Annotated in this window: 24 protein-coding genes; 9 read left to right on the plus strand and 15 right to left on the minus strand. The window is 57.9% G+C overall.

The window, feature by feature from the left end:
* Window positions 1-9: 9 nt before the first annotated feature.
* From PG871_RS15405 to PG871_RS15455, 11 genes are all read right to left on the minus strand, one after another.
* Window positions 10-237, minus strand: coding sequence for a GTA head formation protein, RCAP_rcc01685 family (locus PG871_RS15405; RefSeq protein ID WP_270730778.1), 228 nt, complete (start codon window positions 235-237; stop codon window positions 10-12).
* Window positions 230-1,408 (minus strand): phage portal protein, encoded by a 1,179-nt coding sequence (locus PG871_RS15410; protein ID WP_270730780.1) that lies wholly within the window; start codon window positions 1,406-1,408, stop codon window positions 230-232. The genes PG871_RS15405 and PG871_RS15410 overlap by 8 nt, the downstream gene beginning before the upstream one ends.
* Window positions 1,409-1,562: 154 nt before the next feature.
* Complete coding sequence (locus tag PG871_RS15415; RefSeq protein ID WP_443020506.1) at window positions 1,563-2,885, minus strand: DNA-packaging protein; 1,323 nt, start codon at window positions 2,883-2,885, stop codon at window positions 1,563-1,565.
* Between the two features lie 484 nt (window positions 2,886-3,369).
* Window positions 3,370-4,521 (minus strand): endolytic transglycosylase MltG, encoded by a 1,152-nt coding sequence (gene mltG / locus PG871_RS15420; protein WP_270730782.1) that lies wholly within the window; start codon window positions 4,519-4,521, stop codon window positions 3,370-3,372.
* Window positions 4,521-5,780 (minus strand): beta-ketoacyl-ACP synthase II, encoded by a 1,260-nt coding sequence (gene fabF, locus PG871_RS15425; RefSeq protein ID WP_270730783.1) that lies wholly within the window; start codon window positions 5,778-5,780, stop codon window positions 4,521-4,523. The genes mltG and fabF overlap by 1 nt, the downstream gene beginning before the upstream one ends.
* A gap of 418 nt (window positions 5,781-6,198) precedes the next feature.
* Window positions 6,199-6,690 (minus strand): hypothetical protein, encoded by a 492-nt coding sequence (locus tag PG871_RS15430; protein WP_270730784.1) that lies wholly within the window; start codon window positions 6,688-6,690, stop codon window positions 6,199-6,201.
* Window positions 6,691-6,878: 188 nt separating this feature from the next.
* Complete coding sequence (locus PG871_RS15435) at window positions 6,879-7,190, minus strand: hypothetical protein (protein ID WP_270730786.1); 312 nt, start codon at window positions 7,188-7,190, stop codon at window positions 6,879-6,881.
* A gap of 214 nt (window positions 7,191-7,404) precedes the next feature.
* The gene (locus PG871_RS15440) at window positions 7,405-7,638 is read right to left on the minus strand and encodes an acyl carrier protein (RefSeq protein ID WP_054001569.1); all 234 of its coding nucleotides are present in this window, start codon (window positions 7,636-7,638) and stop codon (window positions 7,405-7,407) included.
* Window positions 7,639-7,863: 225 nt separating this feature from the next.
* Window positions 7,864-8,601 (minus strand): 3-oxoacyl-[acyl-carrier-protein] reductase, encoded by a 738-nt coding sequence (gene fabG, locus PG871_RS15445; RefSeq protein ID WP_270730788.1) that lies wholly within the window; start codon window positions 8,599-8,601, stop codon window positions 7,864-7,866.
* A 17-nt stretch (window positions 8,602-8,618) separates the two neighbouring features.
* On the minus strand, window positions 8,619-9,560 hold the full coding sequence (fabD, locus tag PG871_RS15450) for an ACP S-malonyltransferase (protein ID WP_270730790.1): 942 nt from the start codon (window positions 9,558-9,560) through the stop codon (window positions 8,619-8,621).
* A 172-nt stretch (window positions 9,561-9,732) separates the two neighbouring features.
* A complete protein-coding gene (locus tag PG871_RS15455; RefSeq protein WP_270730792.1) occupies window positions 9,733-10,227 on the minus strand; it encodes a hypothetical protein in 495 nt (164 codons plus the stop codon).
* Window positions 10,228-10,509: 282 nt separating this feature from the next.
* Here PG871_RS15455 and rpsF point away from each other — a divergent pair, with 282 nt between their 5' ends.
* From rpsF to PG871_RS15485, 6 genes are all read left to right on the plus strand, one after another.
* Complete coding sequence (gene rpsF / locus PG871_RS15460) at window positions 10,510-10,866, plus strand: 30S ribosomal protein S6 (RefSeq protein WP_270730925.1); 357 nt, start codon at window positions 10,510-10,512, stop codon at window positions 10,864-10,866.
* 25 nt (window positions 10,867-10,891) lie between these two features.
* The gene (gene rpsR, locus PG871_RS15465) at window positions 10,892-11,119 is read left to right on the plus strand and encodes a 30S ribosomal protein S18 (protein WP_008328567.1); all 228 of its coding nucleotides are present in this window, start codon (window positions 10,892-10,894) and stop codon (window positions 11,117-11,119) included.
* Window positions 11,120-11,132: 13 nt separating this feature from the next.
* The gene (rplI, locus tag PG871_RS15470; protein WP_270730805.1) at window positions 11,133-11,759 is read left to right on the plus strand and encodes a 50S ribosomal protein L9; all 627 of its coding nucleotides are present in this window, start codon (window positions 11,133-11,135) and stop codon (window positions 11,757-11,759) included.
* 114 nt (window positions 11,760-11,873) lie between these two features.
* Window positions 11,874-12,338 carry a lytic transglycosylase domain-containing protein gene (locus PG871_RS15475; protein ID WP_270730806.1) on the plus strand — a complete coding sequence of 155 codons (465 nt, stop codon included), beginning with the start codon at window positions 11,874-11,876 and terminating at the stop codon, window positions 12,336-12,338.
* Window positions 12,339-12,446: 108 nt separating this feature from the next.
* On the plus strand, window positions 12,447-12,926 hold the full coding sequence (locus PG871_RS15480; protein WP_270730808.1) for a hypothetical protein: 480 nt from the start codon (window positions 12,447-12,449) through the stop codon (window positions 12,924-12,926).
* 3 nt (window positions 12,927-12,929) lie between these two features.
* Window positions 12,930-14,162 carry an HlyD family secretion protein gene (locus PG871_RS15485; protein ID WP_270730810.1) on the plus strand — a complete coding sequence of 411 codons (1,233 nt, stop codon included), beginning with the start codon at window positions 12,930-12,932 and terminating at the stop codon, window positions 14,160-14,162.
* 39 nt (window positions 14,163-14,201) lie between these two features.
* Here PG871_RS15485 and PG871_RS15490 read toward each other — a convergent pair whose 3' ends face one another.
* Both PG871_RS15490 and tig read right to left on the minus strand, forming a co-directional pair.
* Window positions 14,202-14,618, minus strand: a complete 417-nt coding sequence (locus PG871_RS15490) for a DUF1330 domain-containing protein (protein ID WP_270730812.1) — start codon at window positions 14,616-14,618, stop codon at window positions 14,202-14,204.
* 153 nt (window positions 14,619-14,771) lie between these two features.
* Window positions 14,772-16,106 carry a trigger factor gene (tig, locus tag PG871_RS15495; protein WP_270730813.1) on the minus strand — a complete coding sequence of 445 codons (1,335 nt, stop codon included), beginning with the start codon at window positions 16,104-16,106 and terminating at the stop codon, window positions 14,772-14,774.
* Window positions 16,107-16,411: 305 nt separating this feature from the next.
* Between tig and PG871_RS15500 the strand changes: the two genes are divergently transcribed.
* From PG871_RS15500 to PG871_RS15510, 3 genes are read left to right on the plus strand one after another with little or no spacing between them, the layout of a single operon-like run.
* The gene (locus PG871_RS15500; protein ID WP_270730814.1) at window positions 16,412-17,329 is read left to right on the plus strand and encodes an MBL fold metallo-hydrolase; all 918 of its coding nucleotides are present in this window, start codon (window positions 16,412-16,414) and stop codon (window positions 17,327-17,329) included.
* Entirely contained in the window at window positions 17,326-18,285 is a 960-nt protein-coding gene (locus PG871_RS15505; RefSeq protein ID WP_270730815.1) for an MBL fold metallo-hydrolase, read from the plus strand. Before PG871_RS15500 ends, PG871_RS15505 begins: the two co-directional genes overlap by 4 nt.
* Before the next feature lie 24 nt (window positions 18,286-18,309).
* Window positions 18,310-19,350, plus strand: coding sequence for a YeeE/YedE family protein (locus PG871_RS15510; RefSeq protein ID WP_270730816.1), 1,041 nt, complete (start codon window positions 18,310-18,312; stop codon window positions 19,348-19,350).
* A gap of 78 nt (window positions 19,351-19,428) precedes the next feature.
* On the opposite strand, the gene PG871_RS15515 is transcribed toward PG871_RS15510, so the two are convergent.
* A complete protein-coding gene (locus PG871_RS15515; protein ID WP_270730817.1) occupies window positions 19,429-19,860 on the minus strand; it encodes a DUF302 domain-containing protein in 432 nt (143 codons plus the stop codon).
* Window positions 19,861-19,942: 82 nt separating this feature from the next.
* A complete protein-coding gene (locus PG871_RS15520) occupies window positions 19,943-21,199 on the minus strand; it encodes an NAD(P)/FAD-dependent oxidoreductase (protein ID WP_270730818.1) in 1,257 nt (418 codons plus the stop codon).
* Window positions 21,200-21,208: the final 9 nt, after the last annotated feature.

Consider the following 21,208-nt stretch of genomic DNA (forward strand, 5'->3'; position numbering starts at 1 on the left):
TCCGCCCGATCAGGGCGTCACCCCCAATACCGATTGAAACGCTTGCGCGAGGATCACGGCCACCACGCCGTAAACCGTCAGCCAAAGCCGCCTCTCCAACCGCTCAATCGCAGTCTCAATCTTGTCCAACCGCCTGTTCAGGCTATCAAACTGCAACTTCGCGACCCGCTCATGCGCCTCAAGGCGCAGTCCTGGCGCACAATCAAACGCCTCAAACCCAACCCGATGTTCACTCATCCGCATCGCCCTGCAACGGCGGCAAGCCCAACAGCGCCCGTTTTTCTGCCTCGCTGAGAAAATCTGCCTCTGCCACGCGCGCCCATTGCGCATCCCGCTCCCCGGCAAGCGCCGGCACTTGGTCCAGATCTGGTTTCAGGGTGACCTCTTCACCGACATATCCCGCCAGCCAATCCCCAACGGTCGCCGCCACACGCGTTGCCAGCGGCAACACCGTAAGCCGGAAAAAGGCCCGATGCGCCTCTTGGTAATTCGCATAAGTCGCGTCCCCTTGAATACCCAGCAGCATCGGTGGCACCCCAAACGCCAAGGCAATTTCCCGCGCCGCAGTTTCCTTGGTCTTTTGAAACTCCATGTCGCTTGGGGAAAACCCCATTGGCTTCCAATCCAATCCGCCTTCCAACAACATCGGACGCCCCGCATTGCGCGCGCCCTGATGGTGGCTTTCCATTTCGCCAATCAACCGGTCGTATTGATCCGCGCTCAGGCTGCCCTGCCCCTCGGCTCCGCGATATACAATCGCACCGCTAGGGCGCGCCGCATTGTCGAGAAGCGCCTTGGACCACCGCGACGCGCTGTTGTGCACGTCAATCGCCATCGCCGCAGCCTGCAGCGGAGAAAATCCATAATGATCGTCTTGCGGATGAAACGCCTTGATGTGGCAGATCAGCGAACGCTCGCCCACATCAAACCGGTGTTTGCGCGCGCCAACGGCATATTCATAACCCACTGGCCAGCCATCTGCGCCGGGCACTACGTTCATGCGGTCCGACCGCAGCACATGCAACTCCAACGGCGCGCCTTCAGCTCCGCCAACCGCCTCAACATAGCCATTGCCCGACAACAGAAGCTGACTGTAGAGCGCCTCAAAAAGTTCGGCGCGGCCTTGTGCCATATTCGGCGAGCGTATCAACGCCAATAAGGGGTGTGCCTCAAACCTCTCGCTGGCATTCTGCAGCACCAGAGGCAATGCCGCAGCCGCTTCGGCAATCAGCTTGACCGACCGAAATCCGACAGGGTTTCCTGCGAACCCTGAACGCGTCAACGACACCGTGTCGCGAGGGCTCCAAGCGACACGACCCGCGCCGTGCCACGCCATAACTGGCCCCGTTGCGCTGGCCTTTGTGTCTGGTGCCGTCGCCGTCTCGCGCCGTAGAAAATCCAATAACATCCCGTGCCGCTCCCGCCTGAAATCGCCTGCCGAGCCAATCGCTCTTTGTGGTCTCAAATCCTGTGTCCGCTTTGGACAAGAACAGTTATCCAACCTTTTTCTTAAATTGTGCCCATCCCGGCGCACGGTCCCCGTTGCGCCTTGTTTTTAGAAATCAAAGCGCTCGCATCCTTGGGCGGCGCCAGCTCGCAGCCGGTTCAATCACCAATTCTGTCAAAGCCCAAACCAGCGCGTCCACCCGATCTGGACTGCCTTTGCCGTCAAACCCTTGCGCCGTCATCGCGCACATCTGATCTTCCAAGTCGTCCAGATCCCGCAGATGCGCGACCCGCCCCTGCTCATAAAGCGCCGCCACAGGCTCCGCCCGCGCCACCTTTCCGCGCGTGGCCCGCACGGCTTTGAACGGAACCAACGGGTCAATTTGGTTTATGACGGATTGCACCAAATCCCCGCCTTGATTGACCTCCGCCACCAACCGCTCTGCACCCCAAGCCTCCATCGCCGCCAGCGCGACCCGTGCCCAGGCATCCGGCGTGGCCGCCCGAACGGTTGCATCATCCAGCACCACCGCCCGCCAGTTTTGCACAGGTCCCTTGGCGATCACGCCCGCCACCACAATGCCGCACGCATCCGAGCCCGCGTGACCGGTGACCGGTGGATCCACGGCTACAACAATACGGTCCAACTCAGGGACCTCCGCCAATCGGCCTGCATCCAATGACTCCCGCCGCCACAACGCGCCCTCTCTGTCTTCCAAAAGATGCCCGTCAAGTTCCTGTCGCCCCAGCCGCGTGCCCTCATAGCGCGCCCGTACCTCTTCAAGAAAACTCTGGGCTAGATTGGCCCGGTTGGCCTCGGTCGGCGCCGACGACGTCACTGTGCTTGGCGCCTTTAGCAACGCTTTCAACACCCCGACATTGCGCGGAGTGGTCGTCACGCATTGCTGTGGATGTTCCCCTAGCCGCAACCCAAACTGCAACTGATCCCACGTCGCTTGTCCATTGCGCCACTTTGCCAATTCATCCACCCAAGCCGCGTCAAACTGCGGCCCGCGCAACCCTTCGGGGTCATGCGCAGAAAACGCCTGCGCCACCGCGCCGTTCGGCCAAACAAGCCGCTTGCGACCAGCCTCCCATACCGGACGCCGATCCGGCGGAGAACAGGCCAAAATCCCACTCTCGCCAAACACCATCACCTCACGGACTTGGTCAATGGTCTCCCCAACAAGGGCCACCCGTCGCGCTGCGCCAGCATCCAGTGGACCTGCGCCCTCAACCTTGCTGCGCACCCATTCCGCGCCTGCTCTGGTTTTGCCCGCTCCGCGCCCTCCAAGGATCACCCAACTCTTCCACGCACCTTCTGGCGGCAATTGATGGGGCAACGCCCAGAAATCAAACAGGAACGGCAGCGCCAACAACTCGTCTTCACTCAGGTCGTCCAGGAACTCGGCTTGAGTCTCGGCAGTCTCTGAGGCGATCCAAGCGGCACCGGATCGAAGATCTTGCGCGTTCGAAGTCGAGGTCTGGTCCGCCACGGCCCGCACCGGTTCTGAGGTTGCGTTTTTCAATGTCACTCTCCGCTTCAATTGCCATGCGAATGCACTGGCGCACTTCGTTCAAAATCTGCCCGGCGTTGCCCGGCAGAGTCGCACCCACAGACTGAAGCTGGGTGCACATCCCAATGAGGTCGTCAGTTGCGGATCGCAGCGCGTCTTTGACGGCTGCGATCTCAGGGTCCAGCGCCAAATCGGTTTTTGGCGTGTATGTGGGGGTCATATGGGTTCATACCTCTCATGCGTGGCGTCCCCTCCGCACAAGAAACACGAAAAAAGCGGCTCCGGATGATCCGAAGCCGCTTGTCGTGGTTTCCTGCATCATGGATCAAACCATGACACGTCTAAAACATTCAAATTTTGAGCAGGTTACTGCGTAGATCGCTGGCCGCCAGCACAAAGCAACACCTTATTCGTTGGCGCGTTCTGCCTCGATTTTTCTCCACTCGGCAACGTTTGCGTTGTGCTCTGAAAGAGTTTCAGCAAACGCATGTCCGCCGGTCCCGTCCGCCACAAAGAAGATGTACGGCGTCTCATCGGGATTGGCCGCGGCTTCCAGACTGGCCCGTCCAGGGTTGGCAATCGGCGTGGGCGGCAGACCTTCGATGACATACGTGTTCCACGGCGTCGGCCCGCGCAACTCGCTTTGGCGCAACCCACGCCCCAACACGCCAACGCCCTTGGTGACGCCGTAAATCACAGTCGGGTCAGTCTGAAGCCGCATGCCGCGATCCAGACGATTGGCAAACACGCTTGCCACCTGACGCCGTTCTTCCGGCACACCTGTCTCTTTTTCTATGATCGACGCAAGGATCAGCATTTCTTCCGGCGAATTCAGCGGAACAACGTCAGACCGCGATTCCCATGCAGCGTTCAACAACACGGTCTGGGCGTCGGCCATGCGGACAATCACACTCTCACGGGTATCACCTTGGCGCACTTCATAGCTGTCGGGCGCGAGGCTACCCTCGGCAGGTTGCGTGATCTCGCCGCTCAACAAGTCGATGTTGTTAAGCGCATCCATCACCTGCCAGCTGGTCACGCCTTCGGCCACCGCGATGCGATAGCGCGTGTCCGCTTGTTCGCGCACGGATGTGAACGCCACAGGGGTCTCGTCCTCAGATGGGTTAAACTCTGCGACTTCGACAAATCGACCGGTCGCCGGATCCAGCTCGCGCACTTGTACTTGCTGACGGGTGACCCCCACGCGATAGACCACTTCGGTCCCACATGTGCTCGCCCCGCCCCGCGTAACAATGTCTACGATCTCTTCCATCGAGGCCTGCTCAGGCACCAGAAAACTACCGGCCTTCAGCTTGTCAGCTTTACCGGCATAATCCGCACCGATCCGAAACAAAGCCCCATTTGCAATGGCCTCGTTTTTTTCAAGGTCAGCCGAGACGCGACTCATGTTTGATCCGGGCTGCACCCGCAAACACATCGCCTCGGTCAGCGGACCTTCAGCGCGATAAGTGGTCTGTGCCACAAGGATCAGGCCGCCCAAAAGGAAAAGGGCCACAACCAGCAACGTGACCGCGTTAGAGGCGATATGACGCCACATCAGTCAACCTTTCCAAAGATCACCGACGCATTGGTGCCGCCAAAGCCAAAGCTGTTGGACAGCGCGATGTTAATTTCGCGCTCACGCTTTTGATTGGGTGCGAGATCGATCTTTGTGTCCACAGCCTGCTCATCCAGATTGATGGTCGGCGGGGCAACTTGATCGCGGATTGCGAGGATCGAGAAAATCGCCTCAATCGCGCCTGCGGCCCCGAGCAGGTGACCCGTCATCGATTTGGTCGAGGACATGGTCACATTGCCTGCGTGATCGCCCAACAGGCGTTCAACCGCGCCCAACTCGATAGTGTCGGCCATGGTCGAGGTGCCGTGCGCGTTAATATAGTCAATGTCCTTGGGTTCCAGACCCGCTTTTTTCAAAGCTGCCCGCATGGAGCGCTCGCCGCCTTCGCCGGTCTCGGCAGGTGCGGTGATGTGATAAGCGTCGCCCGACAGGCCATAGCCCAGCACTTCGGCGTAAATCTTCGCGCCGCGCGCCTTGGCGTGTTCATATTCTTCCAGCACAACAATCCCCGCGCCTTCGCCCATGACAAACCCATCGCGGTCGGCGTCATAGGGACGGCTGGCTTTCTCAGGTGTGTCAGCAAACTTGGTCGACAGCGCCTTACAGGCGTTAAAGCCGGCAATGCCGATCTCACAGATCGCGGCTTCGCCACCACCTGCAACCATCACATCCGCATCATCGCTGGCAATCAAACGCGCAGCATCACCAATGGCGTGCGCACCAGTGGAACACGCAGTCACAACAGAGTGGTTGGGACCTTTGAAGCCGTATTCAATGCTGACCTGCCCTGAAATCAAGTTGATCAGCGCGCCTGGAATAAAGAAAGGCGATACGCGACGCGGGCCTTTTTCAGCCATCATCAGCGTAGTTTTTTCAATCGACTGTAAACCGCCAATACCAGAGCCAATCATGACCCCAGTGCGTTCAAGCGATTCCGTGTCTTCCGGCATCCATCCGGAGTCCTGAACAGCCATTTTAGAAGCTGCCAGACCATAGAGAATGAAATCGTCGACCTTGCGACGCTCTTTGGGCAGCATCCAATCGTCCGGATTGAATGTTCCGTCTGTGCCGTCACCATACGGCACTTCACAGGCGTATTTCGTGGTCACACGCTCGGGATCAAACCGGGTGATGGTTCCAGCTCCGGACTGACCGTCAAGAATACGGGTCCAGCTTTCTTCCACTCCGGAAGCCAAAGGAGTGACGAGCCCAAGCCCGGTGACAACAACACGACGCATAATTATGCCCTTCCTCAGAAGTCTTTTCTTGCTCTTACCGCGTTACCATCGCCTTGAGCAAGACCACGGGTCGCGAAACCTTGCGCCCATTTGGGGGCCACGCCTTCGGCTTTCAACGCTATTTGCGGATTTTCTCTGGCGCGTCTGATCCAAAAAGGGAAACGCCCGCCGCGCTTTGAGCGAGACGGGCGTTTCAAATTTTGCATCAGGAACCGGCTCAACTCAGAGCGCGTTCCAAACATTCGGAGCTTAGGAAACTTCGGTGAAAAAGGTCACCGCCTCGCCAACGGTCTGGATGGTTTCAGCCCCCGCGACGGCGAACTATTTCCGCCCCCAGCTCCGACAGGCTTCGATGCTGCGCCAATCAGCGACCCAAGCCGCGCTTTACGCCATCAGGCGGCGCCAGTGAGAAACACCTCTACTTTTTCTCACAGCGACGTTTCTGCTCTTTTTCCAGCTTCTTCATCTCGCGATCGGCGGTCCGTAGGTATTTTTCCGTTACATCGATGCTTTCGGCGGAACCGCGCAGCAGCGCCCGAGACGTCTTTAGTTGCTTTTCCGCATCTTTGAATGCCGTCTTCAGGGCCTGTTTCTTGGCTTTGTCCTTCTCACCCCTGTAGGCGGCCTTGGCATTTTCATATTTGGCATCGATTTTTTTGTGTTTCTGCTGCTGCACACGCTCTTGCTTTTTGTAGTCTGCCAGCCCTTTTTCATGTGACCTCCGGAAATTGACCCAATTCTTTTGTTCCCTTTTAAGACCCTCGCAGTCGCCCGAACGCGCGCTGCCTGTTGCCCTTAGATCCTGAGGCTCCGGCCCTTCAGCCATGGCAACTGAGGTCATCAAACTCAGCGCTAAAAATACGTTCAGCATCGCACGGATGCCACCCCTGCGGGTATTGAAAAAGGTCATTGCACGCCCCCCTAAACTATGGATTTTTTTCGAAAGTGGCCCAGCATACAGTGGCAACGGGTTTTCTCCAAATCCCGCCCCGATCAGCGCAACAAAAGATCAGTCAGACTTGACGCTGGTCGCGCGTCAAAAGCGTTCTGTCAAATACCTAATGGGTCGTGCCTTGCCACCCTCACGTGCCTTCAATCTCAGGCGCAGCGCCGATCATACTCTTTGGCCATCTTGTTGAACGACCGATCGTTCCTGCGAATTTCGTCTTCGTGGTATTCGATCTCGTTGTTCTGGAGCTTCAATTTCTTTTTCGCGGCGGGGACGTCGCTCTTGGCAGCATCGCGCGCCGCTTGCAGCGACTTCTTCACCTCCTTGTTCTTCTCCGCCCTATAGGATGCCTTCAAGTCGGCATAATTCGCCTCGATTTTCTTGAACTTCTTCTGGTCTTGACTGCGCAGCTTTTTCATGTGCCCTATCCGCGAACCAAGCTGTTTGGTTTCATCGGACAAATCATGCATCCGACTGGCCAGCTCCGAACAGGAAATGCTTTTGCTCTTTCATGAGGCTTCCCCCTGTCCAACGCGAAGAAAACGTGACAGGTCCAAACTACCTCAAAAACGCGCGCGTTCCAAAAGCGTTCGCCCACATGGGGCGCCGATCGCCCATAGAAAAAGGCCCCCGCCAATGGCGAGGGCCTTAAACGGCAAAAACCGTTTCCCGAGCTTAGGAAGCTTCGGTGATGAACTTCACAGCGTCGCCGAAAGTCTGGATGGTTTCAGCAGCGTCGTCTGGGATCTCGATGCCGAACTCTTCTTCGAAGGCCATTACCAGTTCCACAGTGTCCAGGCTGTCTGCGCCCAGATCGTCGATGAAGGAAGCCGCTTCAACAACTTTGTCTTCTTCCACACCCAGGTGCTCTACAACGATCTTTTTAACGCGGTCTGCGACGTCGCTCATGTCAATTCCTCATTAGTGTCGGGCCAAGCGGCCCAGTTGCTCCCCCACCGGCGTGGCAGGATTGAAAGATGCCCCAATGGGGCGGTTTTGGTCCGGCTTACCGGTAAGTCTCCGACTGCCACACAGGCACCCGGAGAAATTCTGTGCCGCCTATAACACATCCGCCAAACAAGGCAAACGCTTTCCCCGACGACAACAGCGGCCCCCGAAAGAAGCCGCCGATGGTCACAACATGGCCATGCCACCGTTCACATGCAAGGTCGAACCCGTCACGTAACCCGCCTCAGGACTTGCAAGATAAAGCACTGCGGCTGCGATTTCTTCGGCAGACCCCATGCGGCTGGCCGGAATCTGCGTATTGATCTTGTCCTTCTGATCGTCGGTCAGCTTGTCGGTCATTGCGGTTGCAATGAACCCCGGCGCGATCGCGTTTGCCGTGATTCCACGGCTGGCGACCTCATAAGCAATGGATTTGGTCATCCCGACCATACCCGCCTTTGAGGCTGCATAATTCACCTGACCCGGGTTGCCGGTAGCACCGACAATCGAGCTGATGTTGATGATCCGACCCCAACGCGCCTTCATCATTGGACGCATCACGCCACGGCACAGGCGCATGGCACTGGTCAGGTTCACGTCGATCACGCTCTGCCATTCATCATCAGACATACGCATGAAAATCTGGTCGCGTGTGATACCGGCGTTATTCACCAGAATGTCGACGCTGCCCATGGCCTCAATCGCCTGCTTTGGCAGGGCATCCACAGCCGCGCCATCACTCAGGTTACATGGCAACACATGCGCACGTTCACCGAGTTCCGCCGCCAGCGCCTCAAGCGGCTCCACACGGGTGCCAGACAGGCCAACGGTTGCACCCGCGCCATGCAGCGCCGTGGCAATTGCACCACCAATGCCGCCCGATGCGCCAGTCACCAGCGCGGTTTTTCCAGTTAGATCAAACATTTCAATGTCCCTATTGCTTAACCGTTCAACGCTTCGAGAGCGGCTTTTACATCATCCGGCGTGCCGATTGCGCGCACACCGTTTGCCCGGTCAATCTTGCGGATCATACCCGACAACGCTTTGCCAGCGCCAATTTCCCAGAACTCGCTCACGCCGTCTGCGGCCATGTTCACCACCGATTCGCGCCAGCGCACAGAGCCCGTCACCTGCTCCACCAGCAATGCGCGGATCTCTGACGGATCACTGACGGCCGCTGCGCGTACGTTTGCAATCACCGGTACCGCGGGTGCCTTGATTTCTACACCCGCCAAAGCTTCCGCCATTACATCCGCCGCTGGCTGCATAAGTGCACAGTGAAACGGTGCGCTGACCGGCAGCATCACCGCACGTCGTGCGCCTTTTTCCTTGGCAATCTCCGCCGCACGCTCAACCGCGGCCTTGGCGCCAGACACCACTACCTGTGTGGGGTCGTTGTCGTTGGCAGCCTGACACACTTCTCCCTGCGCCGCAGCTTCGGCAACGTCTTGCACAGCCGCAAAGTCCAATCCGAGAATGGCCGCCATCGCGCCTTCCCCCACTGGCACGGCCGCTTGCATAGCTTCCCCACGAGTCCGCAACAAACGCGCGGTGTCTGCGATGCTCAACGCACCTGCGGCGGCCAAAGCCGAATACTCACCAAGCGAATGCCCGGCCACACAGGAGGCCACATCAATGCTCACACCTTCAGCTTCCAACGCCTTCATCGCCGCCAAGGACGTCGCCATCAGCGCGGGCTGCGCGTTCTGCGTCAGCGTCAGCACATCTTGTTCACCTTCCCAGATCAACCCGCTCAGGCTTTCGCCCAAAGCGTCGTCCACTTCGTCAAACACGGCTTTGGCTTGTGGATAGGCCGCAGCCAACGCCTGACCCATTCCAATGGTCTGAGCACCCTGCCCCGGAAATACAAATGCGCGGCTCATAGATAGCCTCCTCACGTTATCTTTCGTTGGGGAATACCGCGCCGCAACGCTTGGCGCAACGGGATTGCATCCAACCGCCACACGCTGCACCAATCCTTTTTGATGTGTCCGCCCCAAACAAAAACGGCGCGAGAAGCCTCACGCCGTCGTTCAAGATTTCAAGAAGGCCGTCTCAGCAGGGAAAAATCGCCTGACTGCGCAGCTGCGCCACCGCATCCAATCGCGCATGTTCACCATCAATATCCAGAGCCACCAAAACACTGCCACTTTCGCCGCTCACTTCAAGCAGCGAGTCAGACACATCCACGCGGGAGATTTCCTCATAGTTGATGGTCTGAACCACTTGCATCCGTTCGCGAGGCAGGCTCTCCAGAACCAGCAGTTGTCGGTTGCGCGCATCAAAATGCAGCTCTTTGCGTGGTTTGTCCGTGGCGATTTGCGTCATGCCGACACCGGCAGTTACCAACAGGATCGACAGACCCATTTTGGCCAACATGACATACGAGGTCATTTCCAGCCCAGGCACCAGCCAAAGCCCGACGCCGGCCCAGATAAATGCGAACCCGAAGAATACAGACGCCGCCTTAATACCAAGGGACTGGCCTTTGCCTTCTACCGTGGCCACACGAGATCTGGCTTCTTCCATAAAACTGGACAGGGCAATCATTTTAGAACTCCCGCTTCTTTTGGGATACCGCTTTGATCACACCGTGCTTAACAATTCGGGCGAGATTGGGGCATCTTCGCGAAATCACCGTGCCGAAGCAGAAATCCGGACGCGACCTGCGCCCAAGAAAACAAGGCACAATCAGGGTTGCGCCTGCGCCAGTTTCGGCTATACAGCGCCTTCCTTCGCTAATATCTGAACCGCGCAGTCTCTCGTGGGTGGGGTGCGAAGGACTTAATTGCCCCGCTCTTTGAAATGCGCCTGAAAATGAATGGAGAGCACATGCCGCTTTATGAGCATGTTTTCATCTCGCGTCAGGACCTGTCCAACACGCAAGCAGAAAGCCTCGTCGAACACTTCAGCACTGTACTGACAGACAACGGCGGTTCCGTTGTTGAGTCCGAGTACTGGGGCGTCAAAACGATGGCCTACAAGATCAACAAAAACCGCAAGGGCCACTACGCCTTCTTGAAAACCGACGCACCTGCGCCGGCCGTTCAGGAAATGGAACGCCTGATGCGTCTGCACGATGACGTGATGCGCGTTTTGACCATCAAGGTCGACGAACATCCCGAGGGCCCTTCGGTCCAGATGCAGAAACGTGACGAACGTGGCGACCGCCGCGAACGCCGCTCCTGATCGCTTGAAGAAAGGACACTAAGTCATGGCTGCAAAACCGTTTTTCCGCCGTCGTAAGGTCTGCCCCTTCTCGGGCGACAATGCGCCGAAGATCGACTACAAAGACACCAAACTGCTGCAACGCTACATCTCTGAGCGTGGCAAGATTGTGCCTTCGCGCATCACCGCAGTTTCGGCAAAGAAACAGCGTGAACTGGCTCGTGCAATCAAACGCGCCCGCTTCCTCGCCCTGCTGCCCTACGCAGTGAAGTAAGGAGACCTGACCAATGCAAGTTATCCTTCTCGAACGTGTTGCCAAGCTCGGCCAGATGGGCGACGTCGTTGACGTCAAGTCCGGCTACGCACGCAACTTCCTGCTGCCACAAGGCAAAGCCCTGACCGCATCGGCTGCGAACATCGCATCCTTTGAGGACCGCAAGGCCCAGCTCGAAGCACGCAACTTGGAAACCAAAGCCGAAGCCGCTGCGCTGGCAGAGAAACTCGACGGACAGCAGTTCATCGTGATTCGCTCCGCCTCCGATGCTGGTGCACTCTATGGTTCCGTCACGCCACGTGACGCTGCCGAAGCCGCCACCGAAGAAGGCTTCTCGGTTGACAAGAAACAGGTTGTTCTGGCTCAGCCGATCAAAGACCTGGGTCTGCACGACGTTCACGTTCTGCTGCACCCCGAAGTTGACGTGACCATTCACCTCAACGTCGCGCGCTCTGAAGAAGAAGCTGAGCTGCAGGCGTCCGGCAAATCCATTCAGGAACTGGCCGCCGAAGCAGAAGCAGAAGCAGAATTCGAAATTGCAGAACTGTTTGACGATATCGGCGCTGCCGCTTCGGACGACGACGATCTGATCGAAGACGCTCCTGCCGAAGAAGCACCAGCGGAAGAAGAAGAGAAGTAATCTCCTCTTTCTGAGCAATAAATCGCAGGCCGTGCCCGTTTCTCGGGCGCGGCCTTTTCTTTTGCGCAACATCAGGCACAGTGGGTGTGAACCTCCCTTTGCCAAGGACCGCTCATGCGCACCCTGCCTCGTCGCCGTTTCCTTCTACTCTCTGCTGCCTTGCCGCTCGCGGCTTGTTCTGCACCCGAGCCCGCGCCGCTCGATCCACCGCTTTACCCAAACGAAACACCTGAACTGCGCGCGCTGATCAATAAATATGCTGATTACTATGAGGTGCCGCGCGACCTTGTGCACCGTGTGGTTATCCGTGAAAGCACCCACAATCCCGCGGCCACCAACGGCCCCAATATCGGGTTGATGCAGATCCAACTGCCCACCGCACGCGGCATGGGCTACGTTGGCAATCGCACGGGCCTTTTGGATGCGGAAACCAACCTGACATACGCTGTCAAATACCTGCGCGGCGCGCTTCTGGTGGCCGAAGGAAACCATGACCGCGCGGTCTTCCTTTATGCCAAAGGGTACTACCCCGAGGCCAAACGCGCAGGGCTACTCAAGGAAACCGGGCTCCTTCAATAACCCGCCCGCACAAGGACCACATCGCGACAGCTTGGGTCCCTCTAAATCCTTGTGACACCGCAACCTTGTCCATAGACTGACACTGACAATCCCTTATCGGAGGCTCACATGGCCACCACCGGAGACGCAGCTGTCCACCCTATGGCACCACATTTCATTCCTTCGTGGATGCCGAATGCAGACGGATCAGATCCCTTCTTGATCGCGATGGCGGTCTTTGTTGTATTGCTGGTGCTTGGTGCCGGTGTGTTTTATCTGCGGTTGCACGCTTTGCCCGAACAAATGGCCCATGGCGTTGGCAGCACCCAAATCCAAATTATCAGCATTCTCGCATTGTTGGCGCTGTTCACCCACAACAACACTTTTTGGATTCTTGCCCTGCTACTGGCCGCGATCAACTTGCCTGACTTCCTGACACCACTCCAACGCATCTCGAACGCTCTAGAGCGCGCCACAGATTCGCCTCTGCCGCCATTTACAATGCAAAACACCGGCAATGGCACCGCCGACACGCCGACCGTAGCGCCAACGGAAACACCTCCAGAGCCTCAGGACACCGCGTCGCCTGATTCAGGCAAGGAGGGCTGATTGATGATTGAATTCTTTCTCTGCTCGCTCCTGACCATTCTGCCCGACTACCTCTACCGCCGCATGGCACAGGGCAAACGTTGGGGCACCGACCTGACTCTTTTCACCGTGTGGTACGAATTGCGCTGGGGCATTACTTCTTGCCTGATCCTCACCGTCAGTCTCATCACCCTGATTTTCTATTTCCACCCGTCCACAACCAGCGTCATCAGCTATTTCCGCGCCATCACGGTCATGCCTGAGGCACTTGGGCGCGTCGAAACGGTCTACGTGCGCAATGGCGACTTCGTAAAAGCCGGCGACAAGCTTTTCAAACTCAACGCCGACAAACCCGAAGCCGCGGCCGCAACTGCCCGCGCCAGCATTGCAGAAATCGACGCGACCATCGCCGTGTCCGGCGCTGAGTTGGAAAACGCCGAGGCCATCATCGATCAGGCCGAAGCGGCGCTAGAGCAGACCGAGGACGAGTTCGACCGCACAAACACGCTGTTTGAACGCGGCTCATCCGCAGTGTCGGAACGGGACGTTGAACGCCTGCAAAACGTCATGGACCAGCGCGAAGCCGCCGTTGAAGCCGCCGAAGCGGGCTTGAAGGCCGTGAAGAACAAGATTGAAATTCAGCTTCCGGCCCAACGTGCCAGCGCGGTTGCCCGTCTGGCTGAGGCTGACACGGCCATCGCCAAGACCACCGTCTACGCCAGTGTTGACGGGCACATGGAACAGTTTGCCCTCTTTCCGGGTGATCTCGTGAACCCGTTTGTGCGTCCAGCCGGTGTGCTCGTTCCGGCTGATTCCGGCGAAAACCGTTTTCAAGCAGCCTTCGGTCAGCTCACAGGGCCAGTTTTGTATGAAGGTATGCTTGCAGAAATCAGCTGCATGTCGCGCCCTTTCAAGATCTACCCAATGGTGGTCACGCAAATTCAGGATGTGATCCCCGCAGGTCAATTCCGCGCTCAGGAACAGCTGTTGGATCCCGCCAACAATGCCAAACCCGGCTCGATCATCGCCATCCTGGAACCTTTGTATCCTGACCAGACCGAGCTGATCCCACCCGGATCAAAATGCGTGGCCAACGCCTATACCAACAACCACGACAAGCTGGACGACCCAGCCTTGTCCTCGACGCAAAAACTAGCGTTGCATGCTGTCGATGCAGTCGGTCTTGTGCACGCGGCAATCCTGCGCCTGCAAACGCTCATGATGCCGGTTCAGACACTGGTACTCAGCGGCCACTGACCTCAAAAAGTACCGGCGCCACATCCGGCGCCGGTTTGTTCATTCTCCGAAATTGCCACCCACAGGGATTGGCGCCATTCGGATCAGCCGACTGTCCGCGACCGCCGCCTGCCGATGCGGCATTGCCGCGCGATATTCTGGGTCGCTCAGCATCGCAACAAAGGCCTGCGGGTTTGGATATTCCGCGATAAAGCACAAATCCCAGCTCTCCTCGCTTGGCCCGATCACCACCATCTCCTGCGCGCCGCGCCAGACGATTTTGCCGCCCAAACGCTGAAACACAGGCGCGCTTTCCTGACCATAGGCGGCATAAGCTTCCTTGCCGCTCAAAGCACGCCCATCTTCGTACTCAGCGGTCTCGCGCAGCTTCACAAGGTTCAACATATGGATCGGCCCCTCGCGATCCATCTCCTTGAAAGCCTCAAATGTTTCACGGTCAAATCCTGTGTGCCCCATCGGGTGGCTCCTCCTGTTTGACTTCACGGTGCCCGCCAACGACCCACAGCGTCAAACCAAACGCCCCGTCGCGCCCCAACGGCACCACGCCAAAAAAAAAGGCCGCCCCCGATCGGGAGCGGCCTTTCGCAATTTCTTTGCAGCGTAGGAGACTTATTCATCGTCCAGGGCTTCCACTGCTTTCTGCAATGCGTCCTTGTCGACTTCTTTCTCGGTGACTTCTGCCAACTCAAGAACGTAGTCCACAACCTTGTCTTCAAAGATCGGTGCGCGCATCTGCTGCTGCATCTGAGCATTCTGCTGCACAAATTCAAAGAACTGACGTTCCTGACCCGGGTACTGACGTGCCTGGTTCATGATCGCTTGTGTCATTTCCGCGTCGGTCACTTCGACTTCGGCTTTCTGACCCAGTTCTGCCAGCAGCAGACCCAAACGCACGCGGCGCTCGGCCAGTGCGTTGTGCTCATCGGTTGGTTCGATTTCCGGGTGGTCGTGGCCTTCCACGTCCGGGTTTTCTTCGTGCCACAGCTGATGTGCAATCTGGCCGGCTTCGGCTTCAACCAGCGACGGTGGCAGATCAAACGATACCAGCTTGTCCAGCGCATCAAGCAGACCGCGTTTGGTCACGGCGCGCGCGGCACCGGCGTATTCTGCTTCCAGACGCTCGGAAACCTGCTCCTTCAGACCTGCAAGGTCATCCGCACCAAATTTGGTCGCCAGCTCGTCGTTGATTTCCGCGGCAACCGGCTGCTTCACCTCTTTGATGGTGCAAGAGAACACAGCCTCTTTACCAGCCAGGTTTTCGGCGCCGTAGTCGTCAGGGAAGTTGACGGTCACGTCTTTTTCTTCTTCGGCCTTCACGCCCACCAGCTGTTCTTCAAAGCCGGGGATGAACTGGTTGGAACCCAGAACCAGCGGGAAGTCGTCGCCTGCGCCGCCGTCAAATGCTTCTCCATCGATGCGGCCCACAAAGTCCATGACAACCTGATCGCCGTCTTTCGCTTTGCTGCCTTTTTTGCGGGATTTGAAATCCTGCGCGGTCTCGGCCAGATTGGCCAGCGCTTCGTCAACGGCCGCGTCTTCCGCTTTAACAACCAGTTTCTCCAGCTTGATGCCTTTCAGCTCAACTTCTGGAATTTCTGGCAGAGCTTCATAGGACATTTCGACTTCTACGTCGGTGCCCGGCTTCCACTCTTCGCCGTTTTTCATTTCGACTTTTGGCTGCATCGCAGGGCGATCGCCGCTGTCTTCAAAGTGCTGGTTCATCGCACCGTCAACAGCATCCTGCATCGCTTCACCAAGCAGACGCTCACCGTATTGCTTACGCAAAAGCGGCATAGGCACTTTGCCTTTGCGGAAACCTTTCATTTCGATTTCCGGCTGCGCTTCAACCAGCTTTTCGTTTACTTTGTCTTCCAGCTCCGCTGCAGTCACAACGATGTTGTAGCCGCGCTTCAGACCTTCGTTCAGCGTCTCGGTGACCTGCATCAGGATACCCCATAAGTAGCGGTGCGCGGGACTCGCCCCCGCGCACGGTCAAAAAAATCTGGCCTCTTCTAGTTGCCCACGCCATCCGGCGCAAGGGCAAAGGCAGCAAAAAGCAGCCCACTTGGCGGGTAATGCACACCGCCGACCCATCTGGGTTTCCCAGGGCCGCAAAATTGCTGATCAAAGCCACCAGCCCCCCAACAGTTTTGCGTGCGTTAGTTCGAAGCACTCCGTGGAAATACCTTTCGTATACGCACAAAATCACATATTCCTATTTGTAAATACGTATCCATGGGAGGTGGACTATGGCTGGTTCAACACGTCGGCACTTTTTGAAACAAGCGGCGAGCGTCTCGATTATAGGAGCGGTCCCGACTTTGTCGCTTTCAAAGACGTCTATCGGCAAAGGCAGCCTAATCACCGTCAGCGACGGACGCCTGATGTTGCCCACCAACATGGTGATCGGTGGCGTCCCTGCCACCGAAGCCACAGACATCCTCAAACTGCACGGCATCACCGGCAACGCGGTCACGCCCAACTGCAACACTTCGATTTACCGCGATGGCGAAAACACTGTTCTGTTTGACGTCGGCGCCGGACCGGATTTCATGCCAACGGCAGGACAGCTGACCGACAACTTGGCGGCTGCGGGCATTTCTCCCGAAGACGTAACCCACGTACTGCTTACGCATGCCCACCCTGATCACATCTGGGGGCTGCTGGACGACTTTGACGAACCGCTGTTTGCCAACGCCGCCCATTTCATCGGCCGCAAAGAATGGGACTATTGGTGGAACCCCGAAACAGTCAACACCATCGGCGATGCGCGCGTGACTTTCGCGGCTGGCGCCCGCCGCCGCCTTCAGATGATGGAAGACCAGTTTGAGCGGTTTAACGACGGTGACGAAGTTGTCAGCGGCATAGCCGCCCTCGCCACCCACGGACACACACCGGGCCACATGAGCTTTGAAATCCGCTCAGGCTCAGAAGCCGCGCTGATTATCGGCGATGCGATCGTGAACCATCATCTGGCATTCCACCATCCGGAATGGCCCACCAGCTCTGATCAAGACGCGGACATGGGCATCCAAACCCGCCTCGCCTTGTTTGATCGCATCTTGGCCGATGATCTATCGGTTGTCGGCTTCCACTTCCCGGGATCGGGCATGGGCCGCGTCGACAAATCCGCAAACATCTACCGCTTTATCGGAGACGCCACATGACCCGCACTCTTGGTCTTGTCACTATCGCGCTGACAGCGCTGCTGCCGTTAACGGCCACCGCCAGCGAAGATATTGCCGACAAATATCCCGGCTCACCGCTCTACTCAAAGCCCGTGGAAGTCATCCCGCACGTCTGGTCCGCCATCGGTGCCACCGCCCCGCCGACCTACGAAAATACCGGCCACAACAACAACCTCAGCTTCATCGTCACCGGCGACGGCGTCGTGGTGGTCAACGGCGGCGCGGCTTATGTGCTGGCACAAGCGCTGCATCAGGAAATTCAGGCCGTGACAAAGCAACCGGTCAAGCTGGTGATCAACGAAAACGGCCAAGGCCACGCGATCCTTGGCAACGCCTATTGGGCGGAACAAGGCGTGCCCATCCTCGCGCACGAAGACGCGGCGCATGAGATTGCGGAGTACGGCCCGCAAATCCTTGAGGGCATGAAACGCTACAACCGCGACAAGGCCGACGGCACAACCATCGTGCTGCCGACCGAGACCTTCACCGACAGAAAAATCCTTGAAATGGGTGGTTTCCGCATCGAAGTGCTGCACCTCGGCCCTGCGCACAGCCCCGGCGACATTTCTGTCTGGCTGCCCGACCAAAGCCTGGTGATCGCTGGCGACATGGCGTTTCACGAACGCATGTTGCCAATCTTTGACGACACAATGACCGCCGACTGGATCGAGACTTGGGACACCGCATTTGAACCTTTGAACGCGACCTACGTTATCCCCGGTCACGGGCACCCCACCAACATGGCGCAGGTGCGACGGTACACGCGCGACTATCTGGTCTACTTGCGTGGCAAAGTCGGCGAACATCTGGACGCTGGCGGCGATCTTGCAGACGCCTATTACGTGGACCAGTCACCTTATGCCCTGCTCGACACCTTCGAAGAACTCGCGACCAAAAACGCGGGCCGAGTTTATGAGCAGATGGAATTCGAATAAAGCCGGCGCAAAAGAGGACGGCCCATGGAAATTTTGATTGACCGCTTTGGCGAAGGCACTTTGATGCTGGCCATTGGCGCTGTTGTCGGGCTGCTGTTTGGCGCAGCCGCGTATCATTCGCGGTTCTGCTTGCGCGCCGCCACCGCAGAAGTCGCCCAAGGCCGCTTTGCTGACCGCATGGCGATCTGGCTGATCACCTTTTCCTCCGCGCTCGTTCTGGTGCAAGCGGCAATATTGTTGGACCTGCTTGATGTATCCGAGGCCCGCCAACTTGCAGCCACCGGCAGCCTGTCCGGTGCCATCATTGGCGGTTTGCTGTTTGGGGCGGGCATGGTCCTGGCCCGTGGCTGCGCCAGCCGCCTACTGATCCTGTCCGCCTCCGGCAACCTGCGCGCGCTGACTACCGGCCTTGTCCTGACCCTAACGGCCCAAGCCGCCCTGCGTGGCGGCCTTTCCCCCTTGCGCGAAACGCTGTTCTCGCTCTGGACAGTGCCAGGCGGCCCGACACGTCACCTGCTCGATATATTTGGTGTGAACCGTGTTACGATCGTGGCGGTCGCGGCGTTGGTTCTCGGCGCCGCTTTCCTGCACGGGTGGCGCCATCACATCAAACTCTCCGAACTTGCCGCCGCCGCCCTCGTCGGCCTCGCCATAAGCCTTGGCTGGTTACTGACCTATTCGCTTGCGTCGGCGTCGTTTGAGGTTGTGGCCATTCAATCTGTGACCTTCACGGGGCCCTCCACCGACACTCTCATGGCCTTCATCAACCAACCGTTTGTCGAGCCTGACTTCGGAATCGGCCTTGTGCCCGGCGTGTTTGTCGGCGCGTTTCTCGCCGCGCTCGTTCAAGGAGAGTTGCGAATACAGCGGTTCGAAAAAGACGTCCCAATGGAACGCTATATCCTTGGCGGCATCCTGATGGGGTTTGGCAGCATGCTGGCTGGCGGCTGTGCCGTCGGCGCTGGCGTCACAGGCGGCGCCATTCTGGCCCTCACGGCGTGGGTCGCGATCTTCTGCATGTGGCTCGGCGCGCTCGGAACCCAATGGATGCTGCGCACTCCGTAAACGGTCCCGCCAATTGGTCTCCGCCAACAAAAAAGGCCCGGCAGAAAAACCGGGCCCAATCAGCGATATCAAACCGATTTAGCTGCCGTTGGCCTCAGCTACGATCTCCGACAACAGATCCTCGACTTTCTGCATCACCCCGTCGGGATAATCACGGTGACCGATCTTAACCCCATCGCTGTCCTCGGTCACAAAGATCCCATAGGGACAATGCGCGATATTCATCGGATCCGCTTCCATTACTTCACGCGACACCACGGCCGAGCAAAACAAAAAGATATCCGCCGCGACAAAGATTTCCTTGTCGCTTCCGACGTCGGCGCCAGTCCGGTTAAGCATCTCGCCAACGTGGCTGACATAGTCAATCACAAGACCCCGGCCAACAATTGCGCTTTCAACAGCAAACGTTGCATCGTCAAAGCTGCCATCAAAAGCCACCGTGATCGCTTCATCCGCGGCAAGCGCAGACGCACAAACAAATGGCACCGCATAGATCAAAGATTTCATCATCTTTAGTTTCCTTTTCTCGTTGTCCAATGTTCGCGCGCTTTGTGCCCTGCCCGATACAAAACCGGACAGGGCGAAACCTAACTTAGCCAAGCATGTCCGCGGTGATGCCGCTATACCAGCCTTCGCTTTCCATATAGGTGGTCTTGCGCACATCGGCAGTCTCGCCGGTCTGGGATATAAACCCATCCACTTTGGCGATTTTGTCGGCGGTCGCCTCGTATGTTGCCCCGACTTTCACACCATCATCCGGCGCAATCAGCGACCAGCAGGTGTTGGAGAACTTGGCCGGGAACACTTTGGATCCGGTCAATGCACCGCGCACCGCATTGGCACAAACCTTTGCTTGGCTGTTGGCCGAGAAACCGGATTTGGGCATGTCACCCTGCGCGCTCGCATCACCAAGCACATAGACGTCGCCGTCCGCCTTGGTCGACATATCCGCCGCATTCACCGGAGCCCAGTTGCCATCGGTCACACCCGCCAGCTCCGCGATACGGCCTGCTTTCATGGCCGGGATCACGTTACAGACGTCTACCTTTGTTTCCTCGCCATCAATGGTCACGGTCATCGCGTTCGGATCAACCGACACGTTGCCGCCGCCAAAGTCGTCACCAATCCAGTCGACCATACCCTCATAGTGGTTGGCCCAACCTTCCTGGAACAGCGCCATTTTGGAAAACTTCGGCTTCGGATCCGCCACGATGATTTTCGCGGTTGGATTGTTCTGCTTCAGGAAGTGCGCAACCATCGACACCCGTTCATATGGCCCCGGAGGGCAACGGAACGGGTTGGGCGGTGCCACCATGGCAAACACGCCGCCTTCAGGCATCGCCATCAGCTGTGCTTTAAGCAACTCGGACTGCGACCCCGCCTTATAGGCATGTGGCATCGCGTTCTGTGCCGACAGATCCCAGCCTTCCACCGCGCCTTCGACAAAGTCGATACCGGGGCTCAGGATCAGCTTGTCGTAAGGCAACGTCGCGCCACCAGCCAGCGACACCGTCTTGGCGTCGCGGTCCACGCCAACTGCCCAATCATGCACGACATTCACGCCACCAGCGGCAAGCCCGCCGTATGTGTGGCCGATGTCTTCGATGTTTTTAAAGCCACCCAGATAGAGGTTGGAAAAGAAGCAGGTGTAATATTTGCGCGTCGGCTCGATCAGAGTGACGTCAATCGCGCCTTTGCTGTCTTTGGCAATATAGCGCGCCGCTGTTGCACCGCCGGCACCACCGCCGACAACCACAACCCGCGGTTTGCCCATCGCGCGAACCATCGGCGCCGACAGGGACGCAGCCGCAGCGGCAGCCCCCAGAAAAGTCCGTCTGTTCAAAGTCATTTTGTTTCC

Origin of the sequence: Shimia sp. Alg240-R146, from assembly GCF_947331465.1 — a bacterium.
GTDB lineage: Bacteria > Pseudomonadota > Alphaproteobacteria > Rhodobacterales > Rhodobacteraceae > Shimia.

What these genes read in the sequence shown, in the direction of transcription:
- PG871_RS15405 (WP_270730778.1), bottom strand. Translation starts at nt 237, where the DNA reads ATGAGTGAACATCGGGTTGGGTTTGAGGCGTTTGATTGTGCGCCAGGA.
- PG871_RS15410 (WP_270730780.1), bottom strand. Translation starts at nt 1,408, where the DNA reads ATGTTATTGGATTTTCTACGGCGCGAGACGGCGACGGCACCAGACACA.
- mltG (WP_270730782.1), bottom strand. Translation starts at nt 4,521, where the DNA reads ATGTGGCGTCATATCGCCTCTAACGCGGTCACGTTGCTGGTTGTGGCC.
- fabF (WP_270730783.1), bottom strand. Translation starts at nt 5,780, where the DNA reads ATGCGTCGTGTTGTTGTCACCGGGCTTGGGCTCGTCACTCCTTTGGCT.
- PG871_RS15430 (WP_270730784.1), bottom strand. Translation starts at nt 6,690, where the DNA reads ATGACCTTTTTCAATACCCGCAGGGGTGGCATCCGTGCGATGCTGAAC.
- PG871_RS15440 (WP_054001569.1), bottom strand. Translation starts at nt 7,638, where the DNA reads ATGAGCGACGTCGCAGACCGCGTTAAAAAGATCGTTGTAGAGCACCTG.
- fabG (WP_270730788.1), bottom strand. Translation starts at nt 8,601, where the DNA reads ATGTTTGATCTAACTGGAAAAACCGCGCTGGTGACTGGCGCATCGGGC.
- fabD (WP_270730790.1), bottom strand. Translation starts at nt 9,560, where the DNA reads ATGAGCCGCGCATTTGTATTTCCGGGGCAGGGTGCTCAGACCATTGGA.
- PG871_RS15455 (WP_270730792.1), bottom strand. Translation starts at nt 10,227, where the DNA reads ATGATTGCCCTGTCCAGTTTTATGGAAGAAGCCAGATCTCGTGTGGCC.
- rpsF (WP_270730925.1), top strand. Translation starts at nt 10,510, where the DNA reads ATGCCGCTTTATGAGCATGTTTTCATCTCGCGTCAGGACCTGTCCAAC.
- rpsR (WP_008328567.1), top strand. Translation starts at nt 10,892, where the DNA reads ATGGCTGCAAAACCGTTTTTCCGCCGTCGTAAGGTCTGCCCCTTCTCG.
- rplI (WP_270730805.1), top strand. Translation starts at nt 11,133, where the DNA reads ATGCAAGTTATCCTTCTCGAACGTGTTGCCAAGCTCGGCCAGATGGGC.
- PG871_RS15475 (WP_270730806.1), top strand. Translation starts at nt 11,874, where the DNA reads ATGCGCACCCTGCCTCGTCGCCGTTTCCTTCTACTCTCTGCTGCCTTG.
- PG871_RS15480 (WP_270730808.1), top strand. Translation starts at nt 12,447, where the DNA reads ATGGCCACCACCGGAGACGCAGCTGTCCACCCTATGGCACCACATTTC.
- PG871_RS15485 (WP_270730810.1), top strand. Translation starts at nt 12,930, where the DNA reads ATGATTGAATTCTTTCTCTGCTCGCTCCTGACCATTCTGCCCGACTAC.
- PG871_RS15490 (WP_270730812.1), bottom strand. Translation starts at nt 14,618, where the DNA reads ATGGGGCACACAGGATTTGACCGTGAAACATTTGAGGCTTTCAAGGAG.
- tig (WP_270730813.1), bottom strand. Translation starts at nt 16,106, where the DNA reads ATGCAGGTCACCGAGACGCTGAACGAAGGTCTGAAGCGCGGCTACAAC.
- PG871_RS15500 (WP_270730814.1), top strand. Translation starts at nt 16,412, where the DNA reads ATGGCTGGTTCAACACGTCGGCACTTTTTGAAACAAGCGGCGAGCGTC.
- PG871_RS15505 (WP_270730815.1), top strand. Translation starts at nt 17,326, where the DNA reads ATGACCCGCACTCTTGGTCTTGTCACTATCGCGCTGACAGCGCTGCTG.
- PG871_RS15510 (WP_270730816.1), top strand. Translation starts at nt 18,310, where the DNA reads ATGGAAATTTTGATTGACCGCTTTGGCGAAGGCACTTTGATGCTGGCC.
- PG871_RS15515 (WP_270730817.1), bottom strand. Translation starts at nt 19,860, where the DNA reads ATGATGAAATCTTTGATCTATGCGGTGCCATTTGTTTGTGCGTCTGCG.
- PG871_RS15520 (WP_270730818.1), bottom strand. Translation starts at nt 21,199, where the DNA reads ATGACTTTGAACAGACGGACTTTTCTGGGGGCTGCCGCTGCGGCTGCG.